This is a genomic window from Pseudomonas sp. MF08875 (assembly GCF_059862525.1).
Genome location: NZ_JCBCUW010000007.1, coordinates 105126 through 127177, shown reverse-complemented (window position 1 = coordinate 127177; position 22052 = coordinate 105126). Strand labels below are relative to the sequence as shown.

Annotated in this window: 19 protein-coding genes; 14 read left to right on the top strand and 5 right to left on the bottom strand. The window is 63.4% G+C overall.

Annotated elements, in window-relative coordinates; all coding sequences use genetic code 11:
* The first annotated feature begins 16 nt into the window (after positions 1-16).
* From AC19YT_RS06065 to AC19YT_RS06055, 3 genes are all read left to right on the top strand, one after another.
* Positions 17-682: a fumarylacetoacetate hydrolase family protein gene (locus AC19YT_RS06065; protein ID WP_095109156.1), complete on the top strand. Its 666-nt coding sequence runs from the start codon at positions 17-19 to the stop codon at positions 680-682.
* Positions 683-939: 257 nt separating this feature from the next.
* On the top strand, positions 940-1866 hold the full coding sequence (locus tag AC19YT_RS06060) for an SdiA-regulated domain-containing protein (RefSeq protein WP_500609931.1): 927 nt from the start codon (positions 940-942) through the stop codon (positions 1864-1866).
* A 119-nt stretch (positions 1867-1985) separates the two neighbouring features.
* On the top strand, positions 1986-2900 hold the full coding sequence (locus AC19YT_RS06055; RefSeq protein ID WP_500597412.1) for an SdiA-regulated domain-containing protein: 915 nt from the start codon (positions 1986-1988) through the stop codon (positions 2898-2900).
* Positions 2901-2906: 6 nt separating this feature from the next.
* Here the strand turns inward: AC19YT_RS06055 and AC19YT_RS06050 are convergent, their stop codons facing one another.
* Positions 2907-4859, bottom strand: a complete 1953-nt coding sequence (locus AC19YT_RS06050; protein ID WP_095109153.1) for an autotransporter domain-containing protein — start codon at positions 4857-4859, stop codon at positions 2907-2909.
* Positions 4860-5234: 375 nt separating this feature from the next.
* Entirely contained in the window at positions 5235-5906 is a 672-nt protein-coding gene (rpiA, locus tag AC19YT_RS06045; RefSeq protein WP_500597409.1) for a ribose-5-phosphate isomerase RpiA, read from the bottom strand.
* Between the two features lie 184 nt (positions 5907-6090).
* Here rpiA and ilvA point away from each other — a divergent pair, with 184 nt between their 5' ends.
* Complete coding sequence (gene ilvA / locus AC19YT_RS06040; protein WP_095109151.1) at positions 6091-7605, top strand: threonine ammonia-lyase, biosynthetic; 1515 nt, start codon at positions 6091-6093, stop codon at positions 7603-7605.
* Positions 7606-7645: 40 nt separating this feature from the next.
* Complete coding sequence (locus tag AC19YT_RS06035) at positions 7646-8074, top strand: DUF2269 family protein (protein ID WP_095109150.1); 429 nt, start codon at positions 7646-7648, stop codon at positions 8072-8074.
* 110 nt (positions 8075-8184) lie between these two features.
* Here the strand turns inward: AC19YT_RS06035 and AC19YT_RS06030 are convergent, their stop codons facing one another.
* Positions 8185-8841, bottom strand: coding sequence for a histidinol-phosphatase (locus AC19YT_RS06030; RefSeq protein ID WP_500597407.1), 657 nt, complete (start codon positions 8839-8841; stop codon positions 8185-8187).
* Positions 8842-8984: 143 nt separating this feature from the next.
* Between AC19YT_RS06030 and AC19YT_RS06025 the strand changes: the two genes are divergently transcribed.
* Both AC19YT_RS06025 and ptsP read left to right on the top strand, forming a co-directional pair.
* On the top strand, positions 8985-9464 hold the full coding sequence (locus AC19YT_RS06025; RefSeq protein WP_095109148.1) for an RNA pyrophosphohydrolase: 480 nt from the start codon (positions 8985-8987) through the stop codon (positions 9462-9464).
* Positions 9465-9486: 22 nt separating this feature from the next.
* Positions 9487-11766, top strand: coding sequence for a phosphoenolpyruvate--protein phosphotransferase (gene ptsP, locus AC19YT_RS06020; protein WP_095109147.1), 2280 nt, complete (start codon positions 9487-9489; stop codon positions 11764-11766).
* A 114-nt stretch (positions 11767-11880) separates the two neighbouring features.
* Here ptsP and AC19YT_RS06015 read toward each other — a convergent pair whose 3' ends face one another.
* Positions 11881-12627 (bottom strand): NRDE family protein, encoded by a 747-nt coding sequence (locus tag AC19YT_RS06015; protein ID WP_095109146.1) that lies wholly within the window; start codon positions 12625-12627, stop codon positions 11881-11883.
* Positions 12628-12738: 111 nt separating this feature from the next.
* Here AC19YT_RS06015 and AC19YT_RS06010 point away from each other — a divergent pair, with 111 nt between their 5' ends.
* From AC19YT_RS06010 to AC19YT_RS06000, 3 genes are all read left to right on the top strand, one after another.
* Positions 12739-13521 carry a sulfite exporter TauE/SafE family protein gene (locus tag AC19YT_RS06010; RefSeq protein ID WP_095109145.1) on the top strand — a complete coding sequence of 261 codons (783 nt, stop codon included), beginning with the start codon at positions 12739-12741 and terminating at the stop codon, positions 13519-13521.
* 75 nt (positions 13522-13596) lie between these two features.
* Positions 13597-14409: a prolipoprotein diacylglyceryl transferase gene (lgt, locus tag AC19YT_RS06005; protein ID WP_095109144.1), complete on the top strand. Its 813-nt coding sequence runs from the start codon at positions 13597-13599 to the stop codon at positions 14407-14409.
* A 48-nt stretch (positions 14410-14457) separates the two neighbouring features.
* Positions 14458-15429, top strand: a complete 972-nt coding sequence (locus AC19YT_RS06000) for a thymidylate synthase (protein WP_500609930.1) — start codon at positions 14458-14460, stop codon at positions 15427-15429.
* A 31-nt stretch (positions 15430-15460) separates the two neighbouring features.
* Here the strand turns inward: AC19YT_RS06000 and cadR are convergent, their stop codons facing one another.
* Positions 15461-15910 (bottom strand): Cd(II)/Pb(II)-responsive transcriptional regulator, encoded by a 450-nt coding sequence (cadR, locus tag AC19YT_RS05995; RefSeq protein WP_095109142.1) that lies wholly within the window; start codon positions 15908-15910, stop codon positions 15461-15463.
* Positions 15911-15995: 85 nt separating this feature from the next.
* Here cadR and AC19YT_RS05990 point away from each other — a divergent pair, with 85 nt between their 5' ends.
* The 4 genes from AC19YT_RS05990 to AC19YT_RS05975 all read left to right on the top strand — a co-directional run bounded on the left by AC19YT_RS05990 (position 15996) and on the right by AC19YT_RS05975 (position 22021).
* Positions 15996-18221 carry a heavy metal translocating P-type ATPase gene (locus AC19YT_RS05990; RefSeq protein WP_500609929.1) on the top strand — a complete coding sequence of 742 codons (2226 nt, stop codon included), beginning with the start codon at positions 15996-15998 and terminating at the stop codon, positions 18219-18221.
* 15 nt (positions 18222-18236) lie between these two features.
* On the top strand, positions 18237-19106 hold the full coding sequence (locus tag AC19YT_RS05985; RefSeq protein WP_500609928.1) for a LysR family transcriptional regulator: 870 nt from the start codon (positions 18237-18239) through the stop codon (positions 19104-19106).
* 114 nt (positions 19107-19220) lie between these two features.
* On the top strand, positions 19221-20297 hold the full coding sequence (locus AC19YT_RS05980; protein WP_500609927.1) for a putative 2-aminoethylphosphonate ABC transporter ATP-binding protein: 1077 nt from the start codon (positions 19221-19223) through the stop codon (positions 20295-20297).
* A complete protein-coding gene (locus AC19YT_RS05975) occupies positions 20297-22021 on the top strand; it encodes a putative 2-aminoethylphosphonate ABC transporter permease subunit (RefSeq protein WP_500609926.1) in 1725 nt (574 codons plus the stop codon). Before AC19YT_RS05980 ends, AC19YT_RS05975 begins: the two co-directional genes overlap by 1 nt.
* The last annotated feature ends 31 nt before the right edge of the window (positions 22022-22052 follow it).

Here is a 22052-nt window from a genome sequence, read left to right as displayed (position 1 = left end):
CTCCAGGAGTCGGTCAATGAGCTACCAGCACCAGTACGTCGATGGCACGCGCATTCATTTCCCGGTCGGGAAAGTGGTCTGCATCGGGCGCAACTACGCCGAGCACGCCAAGGAACTGGACAACCCGGTGCCTAGCGAACCGTTGTTGTTCATCAAGCCCGGCAGTTGCGTGGTGCCGCTGGAGGGTGGCTTTGCCATCCCCGCCGAGCGCGGTTCGGTGCACTACGAAGCGGAAATCGCGGTGCTGATCGGCAAGCCGCTGTCCGCCAAGCCCAGCCGCGAAGAAGTGCTGGATGCCATCTCTGGGTTCGCCCCGGCGCTGGACCTGACCCTGCGCGACAAGCAGGCCGAGCTCAAGGCCAAGGGCCTGCCGTGGGAAATCGCCAAGTCGTTCGACGGCGCGGCGGTGATTGCGCCGTTCGTAGTCAGCAGCAGCTTCAGCGACCTGACCGATATCGGCATTCGCCTGACCATCAACGGTGAAGTGCGCCAGGATGGCAACAGCGCCATCATGCTCAACCCCATCGTGCCGATGATCCAGTACATGGCCGGGTGCTTCTCATTGCAGGCCGGCGACGTGATCCTGACCGGCACCCCAGTGGGCGTCGGCCCGCTGAGTGTTGGTGATGAGCTGGTGCTGGAACTGCCAGGCGTGAGCCGCTTCGAAAGCCGCGTGCGCTAAGCACGATATGTGTGGGCGCGCGGGCGAGCCTGCGATGAGGCCGGTACATCCGCTACCGCTTTAGCGGCTGGGCGGTTGCCATCGCGGGCGAGCGGAGCGCCGCCCGGCCCGTTCCCACACACGGCTATACCGACCGTTATCGCTTCGCTTTTCCTTTGCATTTTTTTCACATCCAGTCTGGATAATTCGGCCCGCCGGGCATCCGAGCCTGTCTTCTTGTGCTATTACCCTTGGCTCACTTTCCGGAACGCCCCGTCATGGCCATTCTCCCAGCCTCAAAACCCGCTGCCGCTCGTCGTTCCCGTTTTGCCATGCGCTGGTATTCCTGGCTGTTGCTGGCGGGTGTGGTGATTTATGGCCTGTCGGCGGCCATGCACTGGGACGATCGCGGGGTGTTGTGGGTGCTGGAGCGGTTTGAAACGCCACTGGAGCGCAAAGAAAGCATCTGGCTGCCGGATTATCACGCCGTCATCGACGCCAAACCCCTGGTGGGCATGGAAGACGACGAGGCCTCGGACGTGGCCTATAACCCGCTGACCAAGACGCTGTTCGCGGTGATGGGCAAAAAGCCATTTTTGAGTGAGCTGACCCTGCAAGGCGACCTGCTGCGCAAGATCCCGCTGGTGGGCTGGGCCAACCCGGAAGGGGTGGCGGTGCTGGAGAACGGCCTGATCGGGATTGTCGATGAGCGCCGCCACACGCTTTCCATGGTCACGGTGGATGCCGCGACCCAACAGTTGAACTACGGCGACTTCCCCAAGTACGACCTGGGCCCCTCCGCCGACCAGAACAAGGCGTTTGAAGCCGTTGTCTGGGACCCGCGCAAGCAGCAGCTATGGCTGGGGGAAGAGCGCCCGCCGGCGTTGTACTCCTGGAACAGCGATGGCAGCGCCACCCTGCGGGGTGACAAGCACAAACTCGACAGCGATGAGCTCGACCTGCGTAACCTTTCGGCCCTGTCCATCGACCCGCGTACCGGGCACATGCTGGTGCTGTCGGCCGACTCCAACCTGCTGTTGGAGTTGGATGAAACCGGCGAGCAAGTCAGTTTCATGACCCTGCTGGGCGGCTTCAATGGCCTGAAAAAAACCATCCCCCGTGCCGAAGGCGTGGCGATGGACGAGGCCGGTACTCTGTACATCGTCAGCGAGCCAAACCTGTTCTATCGCTTCGAGCGTAAGTAAGTTCTTCAAGCCGACATCGGTTGATAAATATTCCTTGCCAGACAGGCAAGGTAATTAAGTTTAAATTCAGGCCGTGGTGATATTTCATCCCGCTGCCTGAATACTGAGCTTGCCAACCGATGCGCAAATTCCTACGTCCAAAACCTCTTCTTCTTATTGCTGGCCTTATTGCCCTGGTGTTGGCCGGGTTTGCCGGGCAGCACTACCGTCTCTTCGAGCGCGCCTGGTTCAACTGGCAGGTGTGGCTGCATCCGCTCGATAGCCGCTCCATCGGCTTGGGGGATTATCGGGTGGCGGTTGAGGCGCGGGTCATCGAGGGCCTGGACGACGATGTCTCGGCGCTCACCTTCGACCCGGTGCGCAAGAGCCTGTTTACCGTGACCAACAAGAATGCCGAGCTGATCGAGTTGTCCCTCGACGGCAAGATTCTGCGGCGGGTGGCGTTGGTGGGTTTTGGCGACGCCGAAGCGGTGGAATTCATCAGTGCCAACACCTATGTGGTCACCGATGAGCGCCAGCAACGCCTTATCAAGATTCACTTGGACGACGACACGGTGTTCCTCGATGCCGCAGACGCCGAGCAGATCAGCATTGGCGTGCACATGAGCAGCAACAAGGGTTTCGAGGGGTTGGCCTATGACTCGGTGGGCAAGCGCCTGTTCGTCGCCAAGGAGCGCGACCCGATGCTGATCTACGAGGTCCATGGCTTTCCCCATTACAACCCGGACAAAGCCTATTCGGTGCATGTGGTGAACAACCCCAAGCGTGACGCCGGGTTGTTTGTGAGGGATCTGTCCAGCCTGCAATACGACGAGCGCAGCGGCCATTTGTTGGCGCTGTCGGATGAGTCGTTTCTGGTGTTGGAATTGGGCATCGACGGTCGGCCCATCAGCAGCCTGTCGCTGCTCAAGGGTCGCCATGGCCTGAGTAAAAGCGTGCCCCAGGCCGAGGGCATCGCCATGGACGATGAGGGCACGCTGTATCTGGTCAGCGAGCCGAATCTGTTTTATGTGTTCAAACAGCCGGCTCGCTGAGGTCGGTCAGAACTGCCACTGCACCCCGAGGGAATAGCCGGTCTGGCTGCCCTCGTCATGGCCTAAGCGGCCATTGACCTCCGCGTAGAGCCCCAGTTGCGGGGTGATCGCCAATTGGCTGCCCAGTTGCGCGCGGCCGAAGCTCTTGTCCACTGTGCCCAGGCGTGCGCCGCGGGCCTGGTTGTCGGCGTGGCTGGTCAGCAGGATGTCGTCCAGGCGCCCGTCGCCCAACTCCTTGACCCAGGCGATATCGCCGTACGGCATCAGGCTCAGGCCATAGGGTAGGCCGACGGTGCCGCGCGCGCGCCAGCCGAGGCTGGCTTCCAGGGAGTCGAAACTCTGCTCTTCATAGCCCAGGGCGGTGCGTAGGTCTTGTTTCTCGTGGAACTTGTCGATGCGGTAGTGGCTGTAGTCGAGGCCGGCGAACGGCCCGCTTTTGATGGCGCCGAAGTCGAAGTCGTAGCCGCCCAGCACGCGGGCGCCCAGGCTCAGTGCGTCGGTTTCGCCAGTGAGTTTCTGGTTAAGCAGCACCGGGCCACCATTGGCCTGGATCACCAGGTTGCGTTTGGAGTCGAAGCTGCTGTGGCCCACGCTCAGGTCGCCGGCCAGCCACTGCGGGCCGCCGTCGTTGAGCAAGGCGTAGATCGCCGCTTGCCAGCTATCGCTGTCGAGTTTGCCGCCGTGCTCCAGTTTGTCGCGGCCGTTGAGGTAGCTGAGGCTGGCGCCGATGGCCAGGCTCGGGCTCAACTGGTAGTCGCCCAACGCGTGTAGGCCCAGGCGCCGGGCCTCGGGGTTGGGGGCGCTGTCGAAGCCGCTGTCGGGGCTGTATTCGCCGTCGAGGCCGATCTCACCGTCGAAGCTGCCGACTTCACGGGTGGCTGATTGCAGGGTTAGCCAGCGCCGGTCGTGCAGGCGCACCAGGGCTTGGTGCTGGCGTTGCAGGTTGTCTTGCATGTTGCGTGCAACCGCGCCGCCGGACGCGGTAGAGGCCATCAGGTCGGCGTTGGTCAGCTCCAGCACTAAACGGCTAAGCAGGCGCGAGTAGTCGCGCAGGCGCTGGTCGATGCGCTCCTGGCCGAAGGCGTTGGTCAGCACCGCTTCGTTGTCTTCTTTGGGGTCGTGCCAGGTCGAGCCGCCGGGGATGGCCGGGTTGTCGGTCTGGGTGTAGCCGTCCAGGTCGCCCAGTTCCCAGTTGGTGGCTTCGATATAGAGGATGGGAATGTTCAAACCCTCGAACGCTTCGCCATCGCTGCAGCAACCGGTGCCGGCGGGGTAGGCCGGGTCGAGGCCGGGGTTGGTGAACAGGTTGATATTCAGCTCTTTGGCGATCTTGAAGGTCTGGTCGCGCAGGGCGGTGAGGGCCGGATTATCGACGCTGTTCTGGCCGGCGTGGGCGTACATCATGTCGCCAGTAATCAGGCTGTCGAGGTTAATCATGGCCAGCATGTTCTGCCGTTCGCTGGCGCTCAGGGACGCGACAAAAGCCTTGGAGCCGCGCAGGCCTTCTTCTTCGGCGCCGAAGCCGACCACTTGCAAGCCGTTCTCCAGCTTCAGCCCGCCCAGGTTGCGGGCGATTTCTGTCAGCACGCTGGCGCCCGAGCCGTTGTCGTCCAGGCCTTGCAGGGTGGGGCGGCCGAAGTAGGTGTCAAAGTGCGCGCCCACCACCACGTACTGCGGTTTGGTGCCGGCGGCGTAGGCCACGACGTTCTGCGAACTGCGGGAGCTGCCGCCAGCGGTCCAGGAAAAATCCTGGCGGCTGATGCCGTAGGCATTGCCCATCTGGCTTTGCATCCAGTCGGCGGCCCCGGCGAAATTGGCCGTGCCACGGTAGCGGCCAGGGTAGTCGTTTATCAGCTTATCGAGGGTGGTGGCTGCGTGTTCGCCGTAGTTGTAGGCAAAGCTTGGGGCGCTCAGCAAGGCACTGGCAACACTGATGGCGAGGGCGAGAGGTTTTATCACGGGGTCTTCCTTGAAGCGTTGAAGGATAGGGTTGTCGGCCTGACCCTTTGCACGATGTGCGCCTTATTCCGTGTCCAGGCTCGATTTGGCGCCTGAACTTAACCGTTCGTCGCCTTGTTGTAAGTTGTAACGAATTTAAGACTAAAAGCGAAGGGGGGCGCTGCGACGCGTTGCTCAAATGTGGGCAAACGCGGGGGGAAGTGCTGCGAAAAGTAGCATTTTGGTGGGGGCGCAAGTACAGCGAACAGGGTGGGAGCGGGCCGGGCGGTGCGCCGCTTGCCCGCGATAGCGGTGTATCAGCGGCCTAATCCAGTGGCTGAAAGTTCGCTATCGCGGGCAGGCCCGCTCCCACAGAGAGAGGCCAAACCCCAGGCATCAAGCCTTGAGGGTTTTCACCCCTTCAGCGGTGCCCAGCAGCAGCAGGTCGGCGGGGCGGGCGGCGAACAGGCCATTGGTGACGACGCCGACGATGGCGTTGATCTGGCGTTCCAGTTCCACCGGGTTGGTGATCTGCATGTTGAACACGTCGAGGATGATGTTGCCGTTGTCCGTCAGCACGCCTTCGCGGTACACCGGGTCGCCGCCCAGTTTCACCAACTCGCGGGCAACGTGGCTGCGGGCCATGGGGATGACTTCCACCGGCAGCGGGAACTCGCCCAGCACCGGCACCAGTTTGCTGGCGTCGGCGATGCAGATGAAGGTCTTGGCCACGGCGGCGACGATCTTCTCGCGGGTCAGGGCTGCGCCGCCGCCCTTGATGAGGTTCAGGTGCGCGTCGCTTTCATCGGCGCCATCGACGTAGAACTCCAGGTCACTGACTGTGTTGAGTTCGTACACCGGGATGCCGTGGGCCTTGAGGCGCGCGGCGGTGGCTTCGGAGCTGGCGACCGCACCGTCGAACGCGCCCTTGTGCAGGGCCAGGGCGTCGATGAAGCAGTTGGCGGTGGAGCCGGTGCCGACCCCGACGACGCTTTTGTCGTCGAGTTTGGGAAGGATGAAATCGACGGCGGCCTGGGCCACTGCCTGTTTGAGTTGATCCTGGGTCATGCGGGCTCCGGAAGCGGGCGAGGGGGGGTAGCACAAAGGCCGGCATTATAGGCGCCGGCACTGTGCAGGTCATGGGCAATGTGGCCAATGGGGGGCAATTAAACCGTGGGAATCGTGTGGTCGCCCGGCCAAACGCTGGGTTAGACTCCGTGACCCTGCCCAACCCGCCCAGTGATGCTTTCCGATGCTCGAACAGTACGTCAAGAAGATCCTCACCTCGCGCGTTTATGACGTTGCCGTAGAAACCCCGTTGCAGGCTGCCCGCCAGCTCTCCGAGCGCTTGGGTAACCAGGTCTGGCTCAAGCGCGAAGACTTGCAACCGGTGTTCTCGTTCAAGATCCGCGGCGCCTACAACAAACTGACCCAGCTCAGCGAGCAGGAACGCCAGCGCGGCGTGGTCACGGCGTCGGCGGGCAACCATGCCCAGGGCCTGGCCCTGGCGGCCAAGGTGCTGGGGGTCAAGGCGACCATCGTGATGCCCAAGACCACCCCGGAAATCAAGGTTGAAGGCGTGCGCTCGCGCGGCGGCAAAGTGGTGCTGCACGGGGATTCCTTCCCCGAAGCCCTGGCCTACTCGCTCAAATTGGTGGACGAAAAAGGCTACGTCTATATCCACCCCTACGACGACCCGCACACCATTGCCGGGCAGGGCACCGTGGCCATGGAGATCCTGCGCCAGCACCCGGGGCCGTTGGACGCGATTTTCGTCCCGGTGGGCGGCGGCGGTTTGATCGCTGGGATCGCGGCCTACGTGAAGTACCTGCGCCCGGAAATCCGCATCATCGGCGTCGAGCCGGATGATTCCAACTGCCTGCAAGCCGCCCTGGCGGCGGGCGAGCGTGTGGTGCTGCCCACCGTGGGCATCTTCGCCGATGGCGTGGCGGTGGCGCAGATCGGCCAGTACACCTTCGATATCTGCAAGGATTACGTCGATGAAGTGATTACCGTCAGCACCGACGAGATCTGCGCGGCGATCAAGGATATCTACGACGATACCCGCTCGATCACCGAACCTGCCGGCGCCCTGGGCGTGGCGGGGATCAAGAAATACGTGGAGTCGCGCGGCATCAGCGGCCAGACCCTGGTGGCCATCGACTCGGGCGCCAATGTCAACTTCGACCGCTTGCGCCATGTGGCCGAGCGCGCCGAATTGGGCGAGGGCCGTGAAGCCATCATCGCCGTGACCATCCCGGAGCAACCGGGCAGCTTCAAAGCGTTCTGCGAAGCGGTCGGCAAGCGCCAGATCACCGAATTCAACTACCGCTACAACACCGGCAGCGAAGCCCACATCTTCGTGGGCGTGCAGACCCACCCCGACACCGACCCGCGCAGCGCACTGCTGGCCAGCCTCACTGAGCAGGGTTTCCCGGTGCTGGACCTGACCGACAACGAACTGGCCAAGTTGCACATCCGCCATATGGTTGGCGGCCACGCAGCGCGGGTCAGCGATGAGTTGGTGTTCCGCTTCGAGTTCCCCGAGCGGCCGGGGGCGTTGTTCAACTTCCTGCACAAGCTGGGCGGGCGCTGGAACATCTCGATGTTCCACTATCGCAACCACGGCGCAGCCGATGGCCGCGTGGTCGCAGGCCTGCAAGTGCCGGCCGACGAGCGTCACCTGGTGCCAGCGGCGCTGGCCGATATCGGTTACCCGTACTGGGATGAAAGTGACAACCCGGCCTATCAACTGTTCCTCGGTTGAACGGCTACGCTCTGGGGCACGGCCTCAAGGAACTGAATCAATGGAAACCCTGACCACACTCAAAATCGTCCACGTCGCCGCCACCGTGTTGCTGCTGCTCAGCGCGCTGGGCCTGGCGATCTGGGTCTGGCGCACCCGCCGCAATGGCGATGCCCTGGCCCACACTCGCACCTTGCAGCGCCCGCGTGTGTTTGTCTGGTTGCTGATGGGCATTTGCCTGGCCAGCCTGCCGTTCAGCGGCTGGTGGCTGGCGCACCTGATCGGCTGGCCGCTGGGGCAGACCTGGATTCTGGCCTCCAGCGTGCTCTACACCCTCGCCGCACTGAGCTGGTTCTGGCTGGTGGCGCGGCTCAATCGCCTGCGCACGGCGCCGAACGGCAGCAATGGCACGTTCAGCTTGGCGTTGGCGCTGTTTGGTTTCGTCTGCGTGATCGCCATTGCGGGGTTGATGGGGGCCAAGCCGGTTTAGGGGCCGGAACTGAGCCGGCCCCGATCGCAGGCAAGCGGAGCGCCGCCCGGCCAGCTCCCGCAGGGGCTAGGTGGCTTTCTGTGGGGGCGGGCCTGCTCGCGATAGCGATCTCAACCGCGCAGCGAAATCACCGGCCAACCGCGCTTCGAGGCTTCGGCCCGCAGGTTCGGATCCGGGTCCACGGCCACCGGGTTGGCCACTTGCTCCAGCAGCGCAAGGTCGTTCATCGAGTCGCTATAGAAGTAGCTGCCGTCCAGCGAGTGCCCGCTTTCTTCCAACCAGCGCTTGAGGCGCGTGACCTTGCCTTCGCGAAAACACGCCACGTCTGTGGTGCGCCCGCTGTAGCGGCCGTCGATCATTTCGCACTCGGTGGCGATCAGGTGCTCCACGCCCAGGCGTGCGGCAATTGGCGCGGTGACGAAACGATTGGTGGCGGTAATGATAAGCAGCGTGTCGCCGGCGTCGCGGTGCCGGGCCAGCAGTTCCAGGGCTTTGGGCAGAATGATCGGCTCGATGCAGTCGCGCATGTAGTCGCGATGCCACTCATCCAACTGGGCCATTTCGGTGCGGCCGAGGATTTCCAGGCAGAAGTTCAGGTAAGCGGTGTTGTCCAGCTTGCCGGCCAGGTAATCCTGGTAGAACTCGTCGTTGCGGGTCTTGTAGGTGACGGTATCGAGGATGCCGCGTTCGCACAGGTAATCGCCCCAGGCGTGGTCACTGTCGCCACCCAGGAGAGTGTTGTCCAAGTCGAATAAAGCCAGGCGCATTGCAGTTACTCGCTGAAAAGTCTGTAAAAAGGCGTCAAGAATACGGTCTTTTCACAAGAGTGCACATAAGGTAGGACGTCTCGTTGCTGCTTTAACAACCTTTGTGGAACAATGCGGCGACATGCGTCTGCGAGGTTGTTGCCGTGATCGATCCCGATGGTTTCCGCCCCAATGTGGGGATCATTCTTACGAATGATGCTGGGCAGGTGCTATGGGCTCGTCGTATCAATCAGGATGCCTGGCAGTTTCCACAAGGGGGGATCAACCCCGAAGAGACGCCGGAAGACGCCTTGTACCGCGAGTTGAACGAAGAAGTTGGCCTGGAACGCGAAGATGTGCAAATTCTGGCCTGCACCCGGGGCTGGTTGCGTTATCGTTTGCCGCAGCGTCTGGTGCGCACCCACAGCCAACCGCTGTGCATTGGCCAGAAACAGAAGTGGTTTCTCCTGCGCCTGGTCTCCAACGAGCAGCGGGTGCGGATGGATTTGACCGGTAAACCGGAGTTCGATGGCTGGCGCTGGGTCAGTTATTGGTATCCGTTGGGCCAGGTGGTGACATTCAAGCGCGAGGTGTATCGACGCGCTCTCAAAGAGCTTGCCCCGCGCCTGCTAGCGCGCGACTGACGACGGAGTTCGACCCCGAGCCATGCTCAATACGCTGCGCAAGATCGTCCAGGAAGTTAACTCCGCCAAGGATCTCAAGGCGGCGTTGGGGATTATTGTGTTGCGCGTCAAGGAAGCCATGGGCAGCCAGGTCTGCTCGGTGTACCTGCTGGATCCGGAGACCAACCGCTTCGTACTGATGGCCACGGAGGGCTTGAACAAGCGTTCCATCGGCAAGGTCAGCATGGCGCCCAACGAAGGTCTGGTCGGCCTGGTCGGCACGCGCGAAGAACCCCTGAACCTGGAAAACGCCGCTGACCACCCACGCTACCGCTACTTTGCCGAAACCGGCGAAGAGCGCTACGCCTCCTTCCTCGGCGCACCGATCATTCACCACCGCCGCGTTGTCGGCGTGTTGGTCATCCAGCAAAAAGAGCGGCGCCAGTTCGATGAAGGCGAAGAAGCCTTCCTGGTGACCATGAGCGCGCAACTGGCCGGGGTTATCGCCCACGCCGAGGCCACCGGTTCGATCCGCGGCCTGGGGCGCCAGGGCAAGGGCATCCAGGAAGCCAAGTTCGTCGGCGTGCCGGGTTCGCCGGGCGCGGCGGTCGGTACCGCGGTGGTCATGCTGCCGCCGGCCGACCTGGACGTAGTGCCCGACAAGACCATCACCGATATCGACGCCGAACTGGGCTTGTTCAAGACCGCCATCGAAGGCGTGCGCGCCGACATGCGCGCCCTCTCGGCCAAGCTCGCGACCCAGTTGCGCCCCGAAGAGCGCGCGTTGTTCGACGTCTACCTGATGATGCTCGACGACGCCTCCCTGGGCAGCGAGGTGACCACCGTCATCAAGACCGGCCAGTGGGCCCAGGGTGCGCTGCGCCAAGTGGTCACCGACCACGTCAACCGCTTTGAATTGATGGACGACGCCTACCTGCGCGAGCGCGCCTCGGACGTCAAGGACCTGGGCCGGCGCCTGCTGGCCTATTTGCAGGAAGAGCGCCAGCAAACCCTGGTCTACCCCGACAACACCATTCTCATCAGCGAAGAACTGACGCCGGCCATGCTCGGCGAGGTGCCGGAAGGCAAGCTGGTGGGGCTGGTTTCGGTGCTTGGCTCGGGCAACTCCCACGTTGCGATCCTGGCCCGCGCCATGGGTATCCCGACCGTGATGGGCCTGGTGGACCTGCCGTATTCCAAGGTCGACGGCATCCAGATGATCGTCGACGGCTACCATGGCGAGGTCTACACCAACCCCAGCGAGGTGCTGCGCAAACAGTTTGCCGATGTGGTGGAAGAAGAGCGGCAACTGGCGCAGGGGCTCGATGCCTTGCGCGATTTGCCGTGCGTGACGGTGGATGGCCACCGCATGCCGTTGTGGGTCAACACCGGCCTGCTGGCCGATGTGGCGCGGGCGCAGAAGCGTGGCGCAGAGGGCGTGGGCCTGTACCGCACCGAAGTGCCGTTCATGATTAACCAGCGCTTCCCCAGCGAAAAGGAGCAGCTTGCGATCTATCGCGAGCAACTCGCCGCCTTCCATCCGCAACCGGTGACGATGCGCAGCCTAGATATCGGCGGCGATAAGTCACTGTCCTACTTCCCGATCAAAGAAGACAACCCGTTCCTTGGCTGGCGCGGGATCCGCGTTACCCTCGACCACCCTGAAATCTTCCTCGTCCAGACCCGCGCCATGCTCAAGGCCAGCGAAGGGTTGAACAACCTGCGCATTCTCCTGCCGATGATCTCCGGCACCCACGAACTCGAAGAAGCCCTGCACTTGATCCACCGTGCCTGGGGCGAAGTGCGTGACGAAGGCACCGACGTGCCGATGCCGCCGATTGGCGTGATGATCGAAATCCCCGCAGCGGTGTACCAGACCCGCGAACTGGCGCGCCAGGTGGACTTCCTCTCGGTCGGCTCCAACGACCTGACCCAATACCTGCTGGCCGTGGACCGTAACAACCCGCGGGTGGCCGACCTCTACGACTACCTGCACCCGGCCGTGCTGCAAGCCCTGCAAAACGTGGTGCGCGACGCCCATGCCGAAGGCAAACCGGTGAGTATCTGCGGTGAAATGGCCGGCGACCCGGCGGCGGCGGTGCTGTTGATGGCCATGGGTTTCGACAGCCTGTCGATGAACGCCACCAACCTGCCGAAAGTGAAATGGATGCTGCGCCAGATCAACCTGAGCATGGCCAAGGACTTGCTGGCCGAGTTGATGACCATCGACAACCCGCAAGTTATCCACAGTTCCCTGCAACTGGCCCTGAAAAACCTCGGGCTGACGCGGATGATAAACCCGGCCTCGGCCAAGAGCCTCTGACACCGGTTGACGGCCCCTCACCGCCAGTGGGAGCGGGCTTGCCCGCGATAGCGGTTTTGAATGTACCGCCGCCATCGCGGGCGGGCCCGCTCCCACGGGTTTGCCTAAGCGTTGTCAGGCCTTTATCTCTACCTCCCCCAGATGCCCGCCATAGGGCCCGAAGCTGCGCTCCACCAAGTGCCGCGTGCCATCGGCGTGGACGATCAGCGCAGTGCTCGCCCGCGTGCCGTAGCTGGGGCTGGCGATAAACACGCTCGAGAGCAGCGTCTCGGTGGCCAGGCCCACGCCGGTGTCCGGCAGGTCGGCGAACGGCGCGACCTGGTTATCCCCCAGCAACGCCAGTAGGGCTTGCGGTTGCGGGTCGTGGAGCACTTCGCCCAGGGCCGCCCGGGCCTTGAGCAGTTTCGGCCACGGTGTATCGAGCCCGGCGTTGGACAGCCCGTAGACGCCTGCCTGCACCTGCACGGGCGCTGTCGTCAGGGCGTTGTAGTACCACAGCTGCTGCGCGGTGCCGATCAGCAGGTTGAACCCCGCGTACTCGATGGAGCGCCCGGCCACATCGGTCAAATAATCATCAATCGGGATCTTTCCATCGAGAAACCGCGCCACCAGCTCGCCCCGCGACTTGCGCGCTGGTGGTTGGTGGGGGTTGCGGATATTGGTCAGCGCGGCGAAGCGCCCGTCGGCGCCAATGCCCAGCCAGGTGCCACCCGCCTCCAGGTCGCGGCCGGCGTAGATCTGCGGGTTTTCCGGCCATTGCGCCAGCGGCAGGCTCGGGCGGGCATAGAATTCATCGCGGTTGGCCGCAACGACCAAAGGCTGCGCGTGGCCGGGGCGCCAGGCAAATACGATCAGGCACATAAGGTTGTCCCTTGTGTTTTTTGCCCACTCTACGCAGACAAACCTGGCTCATCCAGTTCCGCCGCAGGCCATGCATCCGTTACCATGCCGCACTTATTACGGGGTGCGACCATGGAATTTCTCCTCTATCTGCTGCTGGGCGCCTGTGCCGGCGTGCTGGCCGGGCTGTTTGGCGTGGGCGGCGGGATCATCATCGTTCCGGTGCTGGTGTTCAGTTTCACCCTGCAAGGCTTCGACGCCTCGATCCTCACTCACCTGGCGGTGGGCACCTCCCTGGCGACCATCATCTTCACCTCGATCAACGCCGTGCGTGAACACCAGCGCAAAGGCGCGGTGCGCTGGCCGATCTTTGTGTGGATGACCCTGGGTATCCTGATCGGCGCCGGTTTTGGCGCCCTCACCGCTGAAGCGATTTCCGGCCCCAACCTGCAAAAAATCATCGGCGTGTTCGCCCTGGTGATCGCCGTGCAGATGGCCCTGGAGCTCAAGCCCAAGGCCAGCCGAACGGTGCCGGGTAAAGTCGGTCTGACCCTGGCCGGCTCGGTGATTGGCTGGGCCTCGGCGATTTTCGGCATCGGCGGCGGTTCGTTGACCGTACCGTTCCTGACCTGGCGCAGCGTGCCGATGCAACAAGCCGTGGCCACGTCTTCGGCGTGCGGCTTGCCGATTGCCCTGGCCAGCGCCCTGAGTTTCATGGTGCTGGGCTGGAACGACCCGCACCTGCCGGCCCAGAGCCTGGGCTTCGTGTACTTGCCGGCGCTGCTGGGGATCGCTTTGACCAGCATGTTTTTCGCCCGTTATGGCGCGCGCCTGGCCCACAAGCTGTCGCCGCGTTTGCTCAAGCGCTTGTTCGCCGCTTTGCTGTTCTGCGTGGGTCTGAGTTTCCTGATCTGACCTGCAACGCAATGCTGGCTTAATCCCGCCCGGGCATGGTCCCGGCGGACTGTTGAAAACTGACGAGGAGTCGCAATGCTGCCTTACCCGCAGATTGACCCGGTGGCCCTGGCCATCGGCCCGCTGAAAATCCACTGGTACGGCCTGATGTACCTGATCGGCATCGGCGGCGCATGGTTGCTGGCCTCCCGCCGGTTGAACCGTTTCGACCCGACCTGGAGCAAGGAAAAACTCTCGGACATGGTGTTCTGGATGTCCATGGGCGTGATCGTCGGCGGGCGCCTGGGCTACGTGCTGTTCTACGACCTGAGCGCCTACCTGGCCAACCCGCTGCTGATTTTCGAAGTGTGGAAGGGCGGCATGTCGTTCCACGGTGGCTTTATCGGCGTGATGCTGGCGGCGCTGTGGTTCGGTAAACGCAACGGCAAGTCGTTCTTCGAGCTGATGGATTTTGTCGCACCCATGGTGCCCATCGGCCTGGGCGCCGGGCGCATCGGCAACTTCATCAACGCCGAGTTGTGGGGCAAGCCCACCGACGTGCCGTGGGCGATGGTGTTCCCGCCCTACAGCGACCCCTCGCAACTGGCGCGCCATCCGTCGCAGCTCTATCAGTTCGCCCTCGAAGGCGTGGCATTGTTCGCCATCCTCTGGCTGTTCTCGCGTAAGCCACGGCCGACCATGGCGGTCTCCGGCATGTTCGCGCTGTTCTACGGCCTCTTCCGGTTCATTGTCGAGTTCGTGCGCGTGCCGGATGCCCAGCTCGGCTACCTTGCATGGGACTGGCTGACCATGGGCCAGGTGCTCTGCCTGCCGATGATCGTCGGCGGCCTGGCCTTGATCTGGCTGGCCTACCACCGCGCACCAGCGGCCAAGAACGCCGCGCTTTAAATTCGCAGCGCAGGGCGCCAGCCCTGCGTTCAAGGACACAGGTAATTCATGAAGCAATATCTCGATCTGGTCGCCCACGTCATCAAGAACGGCACCAAACAGGCCAACCGTACCGGCGTGAACACCATCAGCGTTCCCGGCGCGATGCTGCGCTATGACCTCAAGGAAGGTTTTCCGGCGATCACCACGCGGCGCATGGCGTTCAAGTCCGCCATCGGCGAGATGTGCGGCTTTTTGCGCGGGGTGAACAACGCCGCCGAGTTCCGCGCCCTGGGCTGCAAGGTCTGGGACCAGAACGCCAACGAAAACACCCAGTGGCTGGCCAACCCGTTCCGCCAGGGCGACGACGACCTGGGCGAGATCTACGGCGTGCAATGGCGCAAGTGGCCGGCGTACAAGCAAGTCCCGCGCAGCAACGCCGCCGCTATCGAGCAGGCGCTCCAGCAAGGCTACCGCCAGATCGCCGAAGGCGAGGAAAACGGCCAGGCCTATGTGGTGCTCTACAAGGCCATCGACCAGGTGCGCCAGTGCGTGGACACCATCATCAACGACCCGGGCAGCCGCCGCATTCTGTTCCACGGCTGGAACTGCGCCCAACTCGATGAAATGGCCCTGCCGCCGTGCCACTTGCTGTACCAGTTCCACCCCAACGTCGAAACCCGGGAAATCTCCCTGACCCTCTACATCCGCTCCAACGACCTGGGCCTGGGCACACCGTTCAACCTCACCGAAGGCGCCGCGCTGCTGAGCCTGATCGGCCGCCTCACCGGCTACACGCCGCGCTGGTTCACCTATTTCATTGGCGATGCCCACGTCTACGAAAACCACCTGGACATGCTCAACGAACAACTCACCCGCGAGCCGTTCCCGATGCCGCGCCTGGTGATCGCCGACCGCGTACCGGAGTTCACCAAGACCGGCGTCTACCAGCCCGAGTGGCTGGAGCAGGTCGAACCCGGCGACTTCTCGCTGGAGGGCTACCAGCACCACGCGCCGATGACCGCACCGATGGCGGTCTGACCCCCTCCCTCAAAAACTGTGGGCTGAGCCGTCAATGCCCGTGGCTTCTGCCCACATGTGAAGGCTCACCCTCACTGGTCACCACCGAGCCACTGACTTCCAGGCGCTGCAAGATCCCGCATTGCTCGATGCCGGGCGCTTCGTGGCAGCGTTGGCGCAGGTCGATCAATTGCACCTGCAAGGCCAGCAGGCCATCGATGCGGGCCTTGACGTGGAGGATGTGCTCGTCCACCAGGGCATTGACGTTCTCGCACTGGTCCTGCGGGCTGTCGCGCAGGACCAGCAGGCTGCGGATTTCTTCCAGGGTCATGTCCAGCGTGCGGCAGTTGCGGATAAACGTCAGGCGCTCGCTGTGGGCCTGGGTGTACAGCCGATAGTTGCCTTCGCTGCGCGCGGGTGGTGGCAACAAGCCTTCGCGCTCGTAATAGCGGATGGTTTCCACCGGGCAGTCGGTCAGTTTGGCCAGTTCGCCGATTTTCATCAGGTGCGTCTCCAAAAGGGTGCTTGACCCTATAGTGGCTATAGGGTCTTTACTTGGCAACAGGCACATTCTTGGAAGCACCGCGATGAGCGATTCCCTGCATATCCACAAACACAAAACTGAAGAAAAACACGACCACGGCCATTCCTGCTGTTCAAGCAAAGCCGCGCCCGCCGTGGTGAAAATCACCGCTGCGGTCAGCGCCAATGGGCGCCTGAGCACGTTCCGCATCGAAGCCATGGACTGCCCCACCGAGCAGACGCTGATCCAGAACAAGCTCGGCAAAATGGCCGGCGTGCAGCAACTGGAATTCAACCTGATTAACCGGGTGTTGAGCGTGACCCACGATCTGCCGTCCACGACGCCGATCATCGACGCCATCGCGTCCTTGGGCATGCAGGCCGACCCGTTCGAGGCAGGCGTCGAGGCTGAACACCCGCCGGCCGCCCCGGCGAAAAAACCTTGGTGGCCGTTGGCCCTATCTGGGGTCATGGCACTGGCTGCCGAGGTTATCCACTTCACCGACGCAGCGCCTACGGTCGTCGTTGCGCTGGTGGCTCTGGTGTCGATCCTCAGTGGTGGCCTTGGCACCTATAAAAAGGGCTGGATCGCCATCAAGAACTTCAACCTCAACATCAACGCGCTGATGAGTATCGCCGTGACCGGCGCGGTGCTGATCGGCCAGTGGCCGGAAGCGGCGATGGTGATGTTCCTGTTCACCGTGGCCGAGCTGATCGAAGCCAAGTCCCTGGACCGCGCGCGCAACGCCATCAGTGGCCTGATGCAAATGGCCCCGGACACCGCGACCGTGCGCCAGGCCGACGGAACCTGGGCCGAACGGGAAGTGAAAAGCGTTGAACTGGACGCCATCGTGCGGGTTCGCCCCGGCGAACGCGTGGGCCTGGACGGCGAAGTAACCGCCGGCAACTCCACCATCGACCAGGCGCCGATTACCGGCGAAAGCCTGCCTGTGGAGAAAACCCTCGGCGACAAAGTCTTCGCGGGCACCATCAACCAGTCAGGCTCGCTGGAATACCGCGTCACCGCCGCCGCCAACCATTCCACCCTGGCGCGCATCATTCACGCCGTGGAACAGGCCCAGGGCGCACGGGCGCCGACCCAGCGTTTCGTCGACAGCTTCGCGAAAATCTACACCCCGGTGGTGTTCCTCTTCGCCCTGGGCGTGGCCCTGATCCCGCCGCTGTTCATGGGCGCGGCGTGGTTCGACTGGATCTACCGCGCGTTGGTCCTGCTGGTGGTGGCGTGCCCGTGTGCACTGGTGATTTCCACCCCCGTGACCATCGTCAGCGGCCTCGCGGCGGCGGCGCGCAAAGGCATTCTGGTCAAGGGCGGCGTGTACCTGGAGGGCGGCTACAAACTCGACTACCTGGCCCTGGACAAGACCGGCACCATCACCCACGGCAAACCGGTACAGACCGATTTCGTGGTGCTCGACCCTTTGGCCGAAGGCACAGCCGTGGCCCTGGCCGCCAGCCTCGCGGCGCGCTCCGACCACCCGGTGTCGATGGCCATCGCCAACGCGGCTGTGGATAACCACACCGCGCTGCACACGGTGGATAACTTTGCGGCCCTGGCCGGGCGCGGCGTGAGCGGCGAAATCGGCGGCCAGCTCTACCACTTGGGCAACCACCGGTTGGTGGAGGAGTTGGGCCTGTGCTCCCCCGCGTTGGAAGAGCGCTTGTTCGCCCTGGAAAAACAAGGCAAATCCGTGGTGCTGCTGCTCAACTCGGGCGGCCCGTTGGCCCTGTTCGCGGTGGCCGACACCGTCAAGGCGTCGAGCCGCGAAGCCATCGCGCAACTGCATGAGCTGGGCATCAAGACCCTCATGCTGACCGGCGACAACCCCCACACCGCCCAAGCCATTGCCGCACAAGTGGGCATCGACCGCGCCGAGGGCAACCTGCTGCCGGCCGACAAACTCAGCGCCATCGAAGCCTTGTACGCCCAGGGCCATCGGGTGGGTATGGTGGGCGACGGCATCAACGACGCCCCGGCCCTGGCCCGTTCCGAAATCGGTTTCGCCATGGCCGCGGCCGGCACCGACACCGCCATCGAAACCGCCGATGTCGCCCTAATGGACGACGATCTGCGCAAGATCCCCGCATTTATTCGCCTGTCGCGCCAGACGTCCACGGTGCTCAAGCAAAACATCGCCCTGGCGCTGGTCATCAAGGCGATCTTTCTTGCGGTAACCTTCTTCGGGATGGCCACCATGTGGATGGCTGTGTTTGCCGACATGGGCGTGGCCCTGTTGGTGGTGTTCAATGGCTTGCGCCTGGTGCGCAAATAAAGAAGCGAGCGTGCAGTGCTGAGTGCCGAGCTAAAGGCGTTTTACATGGTTGCCCGCCTGGGTAGCATCACCCAGGCGGCGAAAAAACTGGCCCTGAGCCAGCCCACGGTGACGACCCAGATTCGGCACCTGGAAAGCCAATACGGCGTGGAGTTGTTCTACCGCGGCGGCCGGCGCCTGAGCCTGAGCGACGACGGCGTGCGGTTGCTGCCGATGGTCAAGATGCTGTTGCAGCAAGAGGCTGACATTGAGTTCTTCCTGCGCAACACCGGGCAGGTGCAGGGCTCCCTGCGCATTGCCGCGACGGCGCCGTATTACATCCTCGACCTGGTGAAAACCTTTCGCGAACGCCTGCCCCAGGTCGAGGTGTCGGTGGAAATCGGCAACTCCCAGCAGGTGCTTGAAGCCCTGGAGGAATACCGTGTCGACGTCGCTGCCTCGTCCCAACTGCTGGAAGACCCGCGCCTGATCCGCCGGGTGTTGGGCATGGACCCTCTCGTGCTGGCGGTGCACCGCAACCACCCGTTGGCGGCGTTCGACCACATCCCCCTCAGTGCGCTGAACGGGCACACGCTGCTGATGCGCGAAACGGGCTCCACCACCCGGCAGTTGACCGAACACATGCTCAAGAGCGCGGGCGTGTCCTTCGGGCCCTTGCTGGAAATCGGCAGCCGCGAATCGATCCGCGAAGCGGTGCTGCGCAACATCGGCATCAGCATCATCGCCCGCCAAGAAGTGCCCCACGACCCGCAGCTAAAGGTGCTGACCCTGGAAAACGCACCGCTGTTGCCCGAGTACCTGTACTGCCTCAAAGAGCGCAAAAACGCACGGCTGCCGGCGGCATTTTTGGGCGTGGCGCAGGAAATGGCGCCGGTTGAAGGCTAAGCCCGCTCCTACCCAAATCCCCCAATACCACTATCGGCAGTTTTTGCCTCGCTGCCATAAGACCTACGCATTGCTTCCCTAGGATGGCCTGCATCTGCTTGATGAGGCCCATCCATGAACCACGCGATCGCAACACCCCTGAGCAACCCCGGTGCGCCGATGAAGGTACGCGGTGTCGAGAAACGCTTCGGCGCCTTTACCGCCCTGGACAACGTGTCGCTGGACGTCGCCGCCGGCGAGTTGGTGTGCCTGCTCGGGCCATCCGGGTGTGGCAAGACCACCTTGCTACGCTGCATCGCAGGCCTGGAGCGCCAGGACCGTGGCGAGTTGTACCTGGGTGATCGCGATGTTTCCCGACTGGCACCGCAGGCGCGGGACTACGGGATTTTGTTCCAGTCCTACGCCCTGTTTCCCAACCTCAGCGTCGAAGCCAACATCGCCTATGGCCTGGCCGGCAGCGGCCGCGAGGAGGTGCGCAAGCGCGTGGCACAGATGCTGGAACTGGTGGGCCTGACCGGCAGCGAAAAGAAGTACCCCGGCCAATTGTCCGGCGGCCAGCAACAGCGCGTGGCCCTGGCCCGCGCCTTGGCGCCAGCACCCTCGTTGCTGCTGCTCGACGAGCCGATGTCGGCCCTCGACGCCCGCGTGCGCGAGCATTTGTGCACCGAATTGCGCCAATTGCAGCGCAGCCTGGGCATCACCACGTTGATGGTCACCCACAACCAGGACGAAGCCATGTTGATGGCCGACCGCATCGCCGTGATGAACCACGGCAAGGTCGAGCAATACGCCACCCCGCAGGAAATCTACGACCACCCGGCCACGCCTTTCGTCGCCGAATTCGTCGGCCAGGGCAACTGGCTACCGTTCCAGCGCCACAGCCAGAGCCACGCCCAGGTGGGCGGCATGAGCCTGCGCCTGGCCGCCAATGCCGGCAGCGCAGCGTCGGGGCGGTTGTTCTGCCGCCCCGAGGCGATCAGCGTCAACCCGTTGGTGCACGAAGAAAACCTGTTCCCGGCCAAGGTGCGCGAGATCACCTTTTTGGGTAACCGCTGCCGCATGAGTTTTGAACTCAACCACTTGCCCGGCCACGCCTTGCTCGCCGAAGTGGCGCCCGAGGCCATGCCGCGCCTGGGCGCACAGGACATCATGGTCGCCCTGCCGCCGCGCAGCCTGCAGGTGTTTGCCTGATGAGCACACCCATGACCCTGGCGCTGGCGCACAAGCAGGTGCGCAAGGCTTCGCGCGCCGAACTCGGTGACCGGGTCTTCGTGATTGGCGGCAAACTGCTGCTGTTGTGCCTGCTGAGCGTGGCGGTGCTGATGCCGCTGCTGGCGATCTTCTGGCGCGGTTTCAGCGCCGAAGACGGCCAGGGCGGAGGTTTGGTGGCCGCGCGGGAGCTGCTGACCAGCGACAACTTCCACTGGTTGCTGGGCAATAGCCTGAAAGTTTCGCTGAGTGTCGCGGCCATTGTCGTACCTTTGGCCTACCTGTTTGCCTACGCCTTGCAGCGCACCCTGATCCCGGCAAAAGGCTTGTGGCGCGGCCTATCGCTGCTGCCGCTAATGGCGCCCTCGATGCTGCCGGGCATTGCCCTGGTCTACCTGTTCGGCAACCAGGGCCTGTTGCGTGGGTTGCTGTCGGACAACATCTACGGTTTCTGGGGCATCGTCCTCGGCGAGGCGATCTACACCTTTCCCCATGCGCTGATGATTCTGTTGTCGGCGCTGTCCTTGGCCGATGCGCGCTTGTTCGACGCCGCCTCCAGCATGGGCGCCAGCCCGGCCAAGGCGTTTCGTAGCATCACCTGGCCGGCCACCCGGCAAGCTGTGTTCGCTGCGTTCTGCCTGGTGTTCACCCTGACCATCACTGACTTTGGCGTGCCGGTGGTGGTCGGCGGCGACTACCAAGTGCTGGCCCTGGAAGCCTATAAGGCAGTAGTGGGCCAGCAGCAATTTGGCCGCGGTGCGTTGATCGGCATGGTGCTGTTGCTGCCGGCGCTGTTCAGTTTCGCCGTGGACGCCTGGCTGCGGCGCCAGCACGGCGATGCCATGAGCGGCCGCGCCCAGGTGTTCACCCCGGCGCCGTCGCGGCTGCGCGACAGCTGCTACCTGGCCATCGTGCTGTTGATCTGCGCGGTGTTGCTGCTGGTGTTTGGCATGGCGGTGTATTCGTCGCTGGTCAAGTTCTGGCCGTACAACCTGTCGCTGTCGCTCAACCACTACCGGTTCAACGACACGGCGGGCGGCGGCTGGCTGGCCTACAGCAACAGCGTGAAGATGGCCCTGTGCACGGCGCTGATCGGCAGCGTGCTGATCTTCACCGGTGCCTACTTGATGGAAAAAACCCACAGCCAGCGCGGCCTCAACCTGACGCTGCGCATGCTGAGTTTCGTACCGATGGCGGTGCCGGGTTTGGTCTTGGGCCTGGGCTACGTGTTTTTCTTCAACCTCAGCGGCAACCCACTGCATGTGTTCTACGGGACGATGACCCTGCTAGTGGTCTGCACCATTGCTCACTATCTGACCACCGCGCAAATGACCGCCACCACCGCCCTGCGCCAACTCGACGCGGAGTTCGAGGCCGCCGCCCTGTCGCTGAAGGCGCCGCTGTATCGCCACTACGTGCGGGTCACGGTGCCGATTTGCCTGCCGGCCCTGCTGGACATCGTGCGCTACCTGTTCGTCTCGGCCATGACCACCGTGTCGGCGGCGATTTTCCTCTACAGCCCCGACACCATCCTCGCCGCCGTGGCGGTGCTGAACATGGACGACGCCGGCAACGTCGGCGGCGCGGCGGCCATGTCCACCTTGATTCTGTTCACTTCGGCGAGCGTTTCCCTGCTCCTGGCCTGGGCGTCGCGCGGCTTGCTGCGCCGCTCCCAGGCCTGGCGCCAGAGCGCTCCCGGCCAATGATTCAGCCCCTTAACTCACACAGGAAAACGCT

Excerpts from the sequence above, each read along its gene's own strand:
- AC19YT_RS06065 (WP_095109156.1), top strand. The coding sequence starts at position 17 with ATGAGCTACCAGCACCAGTACGTCGATGGCACGCGCATTCATTTCCCG.
- AC19YT_RS06060 (WP_500609931.1), top strand. The coding sequence starts at position 940 with ATGGCCATTCTCCCAGCCTCAAAACCCGCTGCCGCTCGTCGTTCCCGT.
- AC19YT_RS06055 (WP_500597412.1), top strand. The coding sequence starts at position 1,986 with ATGCGCAAATTCCTACGTCCAAAACCTCTTCTTCTTATTGCTGGCCTT.
- rpiA (WP_500597409.1), bottom strand. The coding sequence starts at position 5,906 with ATGACCCAGGATCAACTCAAACAGGCAGTGGCCCAGGCCGCCGTCGAT.
- ilvA (WP_095109151.1), top strand. The coding sequence starts at position 6,091 with ATGCTCGAACAGTACGTCAAGAAGATCCTCACCTCGCGCGTTTATGAC.
- AC19YT_RS06035 (WP_095109150.1), top strand. The coding sequence starts at position 7,646 with ATGGAAACCCTGACCACACTCAAAATCGTCCACGTCGCCGCCACCGTG.
- AC19YT_RS06030 (WP_500597407.1), bottom strand. The coding sequence starts at position 8,841 with ATGCGCCTGGCTTTATTCGACTTGGACAACACTCTCCTGGGTGGCGAC.
- ptsP (WP_095109147.1), top strand. The coding sequence starts at position 9,487 with ATGCTCAATACGCTGCGCAAGATCGTCCAGGAAGTTAACTCCGCCAAG.
- AC19YT_RS06015 (WP_095109146.1), bottom strand. The coding sequence starts at position 12,627 with ATGTGCCTGATCGTATTTGCCTGGCGCCCCGGCCACGCGCAGCCTTTG.
- AC19YT_RS06010 (WP_095109145.1), top strand. The coding sequence starts at position 12,739 with ATGGAATTTCTCCTCTATCTGCTGCTGGGCGCCTGTGCCGGCGTGCTG.
- lgt (WP_095109144.1), top strand. The coding sequence starts at position 13,597 with ATGCTGCCTTACCCGCAGATTGACCCGGTGGCCCTGGCCATCGGCCCG.
- AC19YT_RS06000 (WP_500609930.1), top strand. The coding sequence starts at position 14,458 with ATGAAGCAATATCTCGATCTGGTCGCCCACGTCATCAAGAACGGCACC.
- cadR (WP_095109142.1), bottom strand. The coding sequence starts at position 15,910 with ATGAAAATCGGCGAACTGGCCAAACTGACCGACTGCCCGGTGGAAACC.
- AC19YT_RS05990 (WP_500609929.1), top strand. The coding sequence starts at position 15,996 with ATGAGCGATTCCCTGCATATCCACAAACACAAAACTGAAGAAAAACAC.
- AC19YT_RS05980 (WP_500609927.1), top strand. The coding sequence starts at position 19,221 with ATGAACCACGCGATCGCAACACCCCTGAGCAACCCCGGTGCGCCGATG.
- AC19YT_RS05975 (WP_500609926.1), top strand. The coding sequence starts at position 20,297 with ATGAGCACACCCATGACCCTGGCGCTGGCGCACAAGCAGGTGCGCAAG.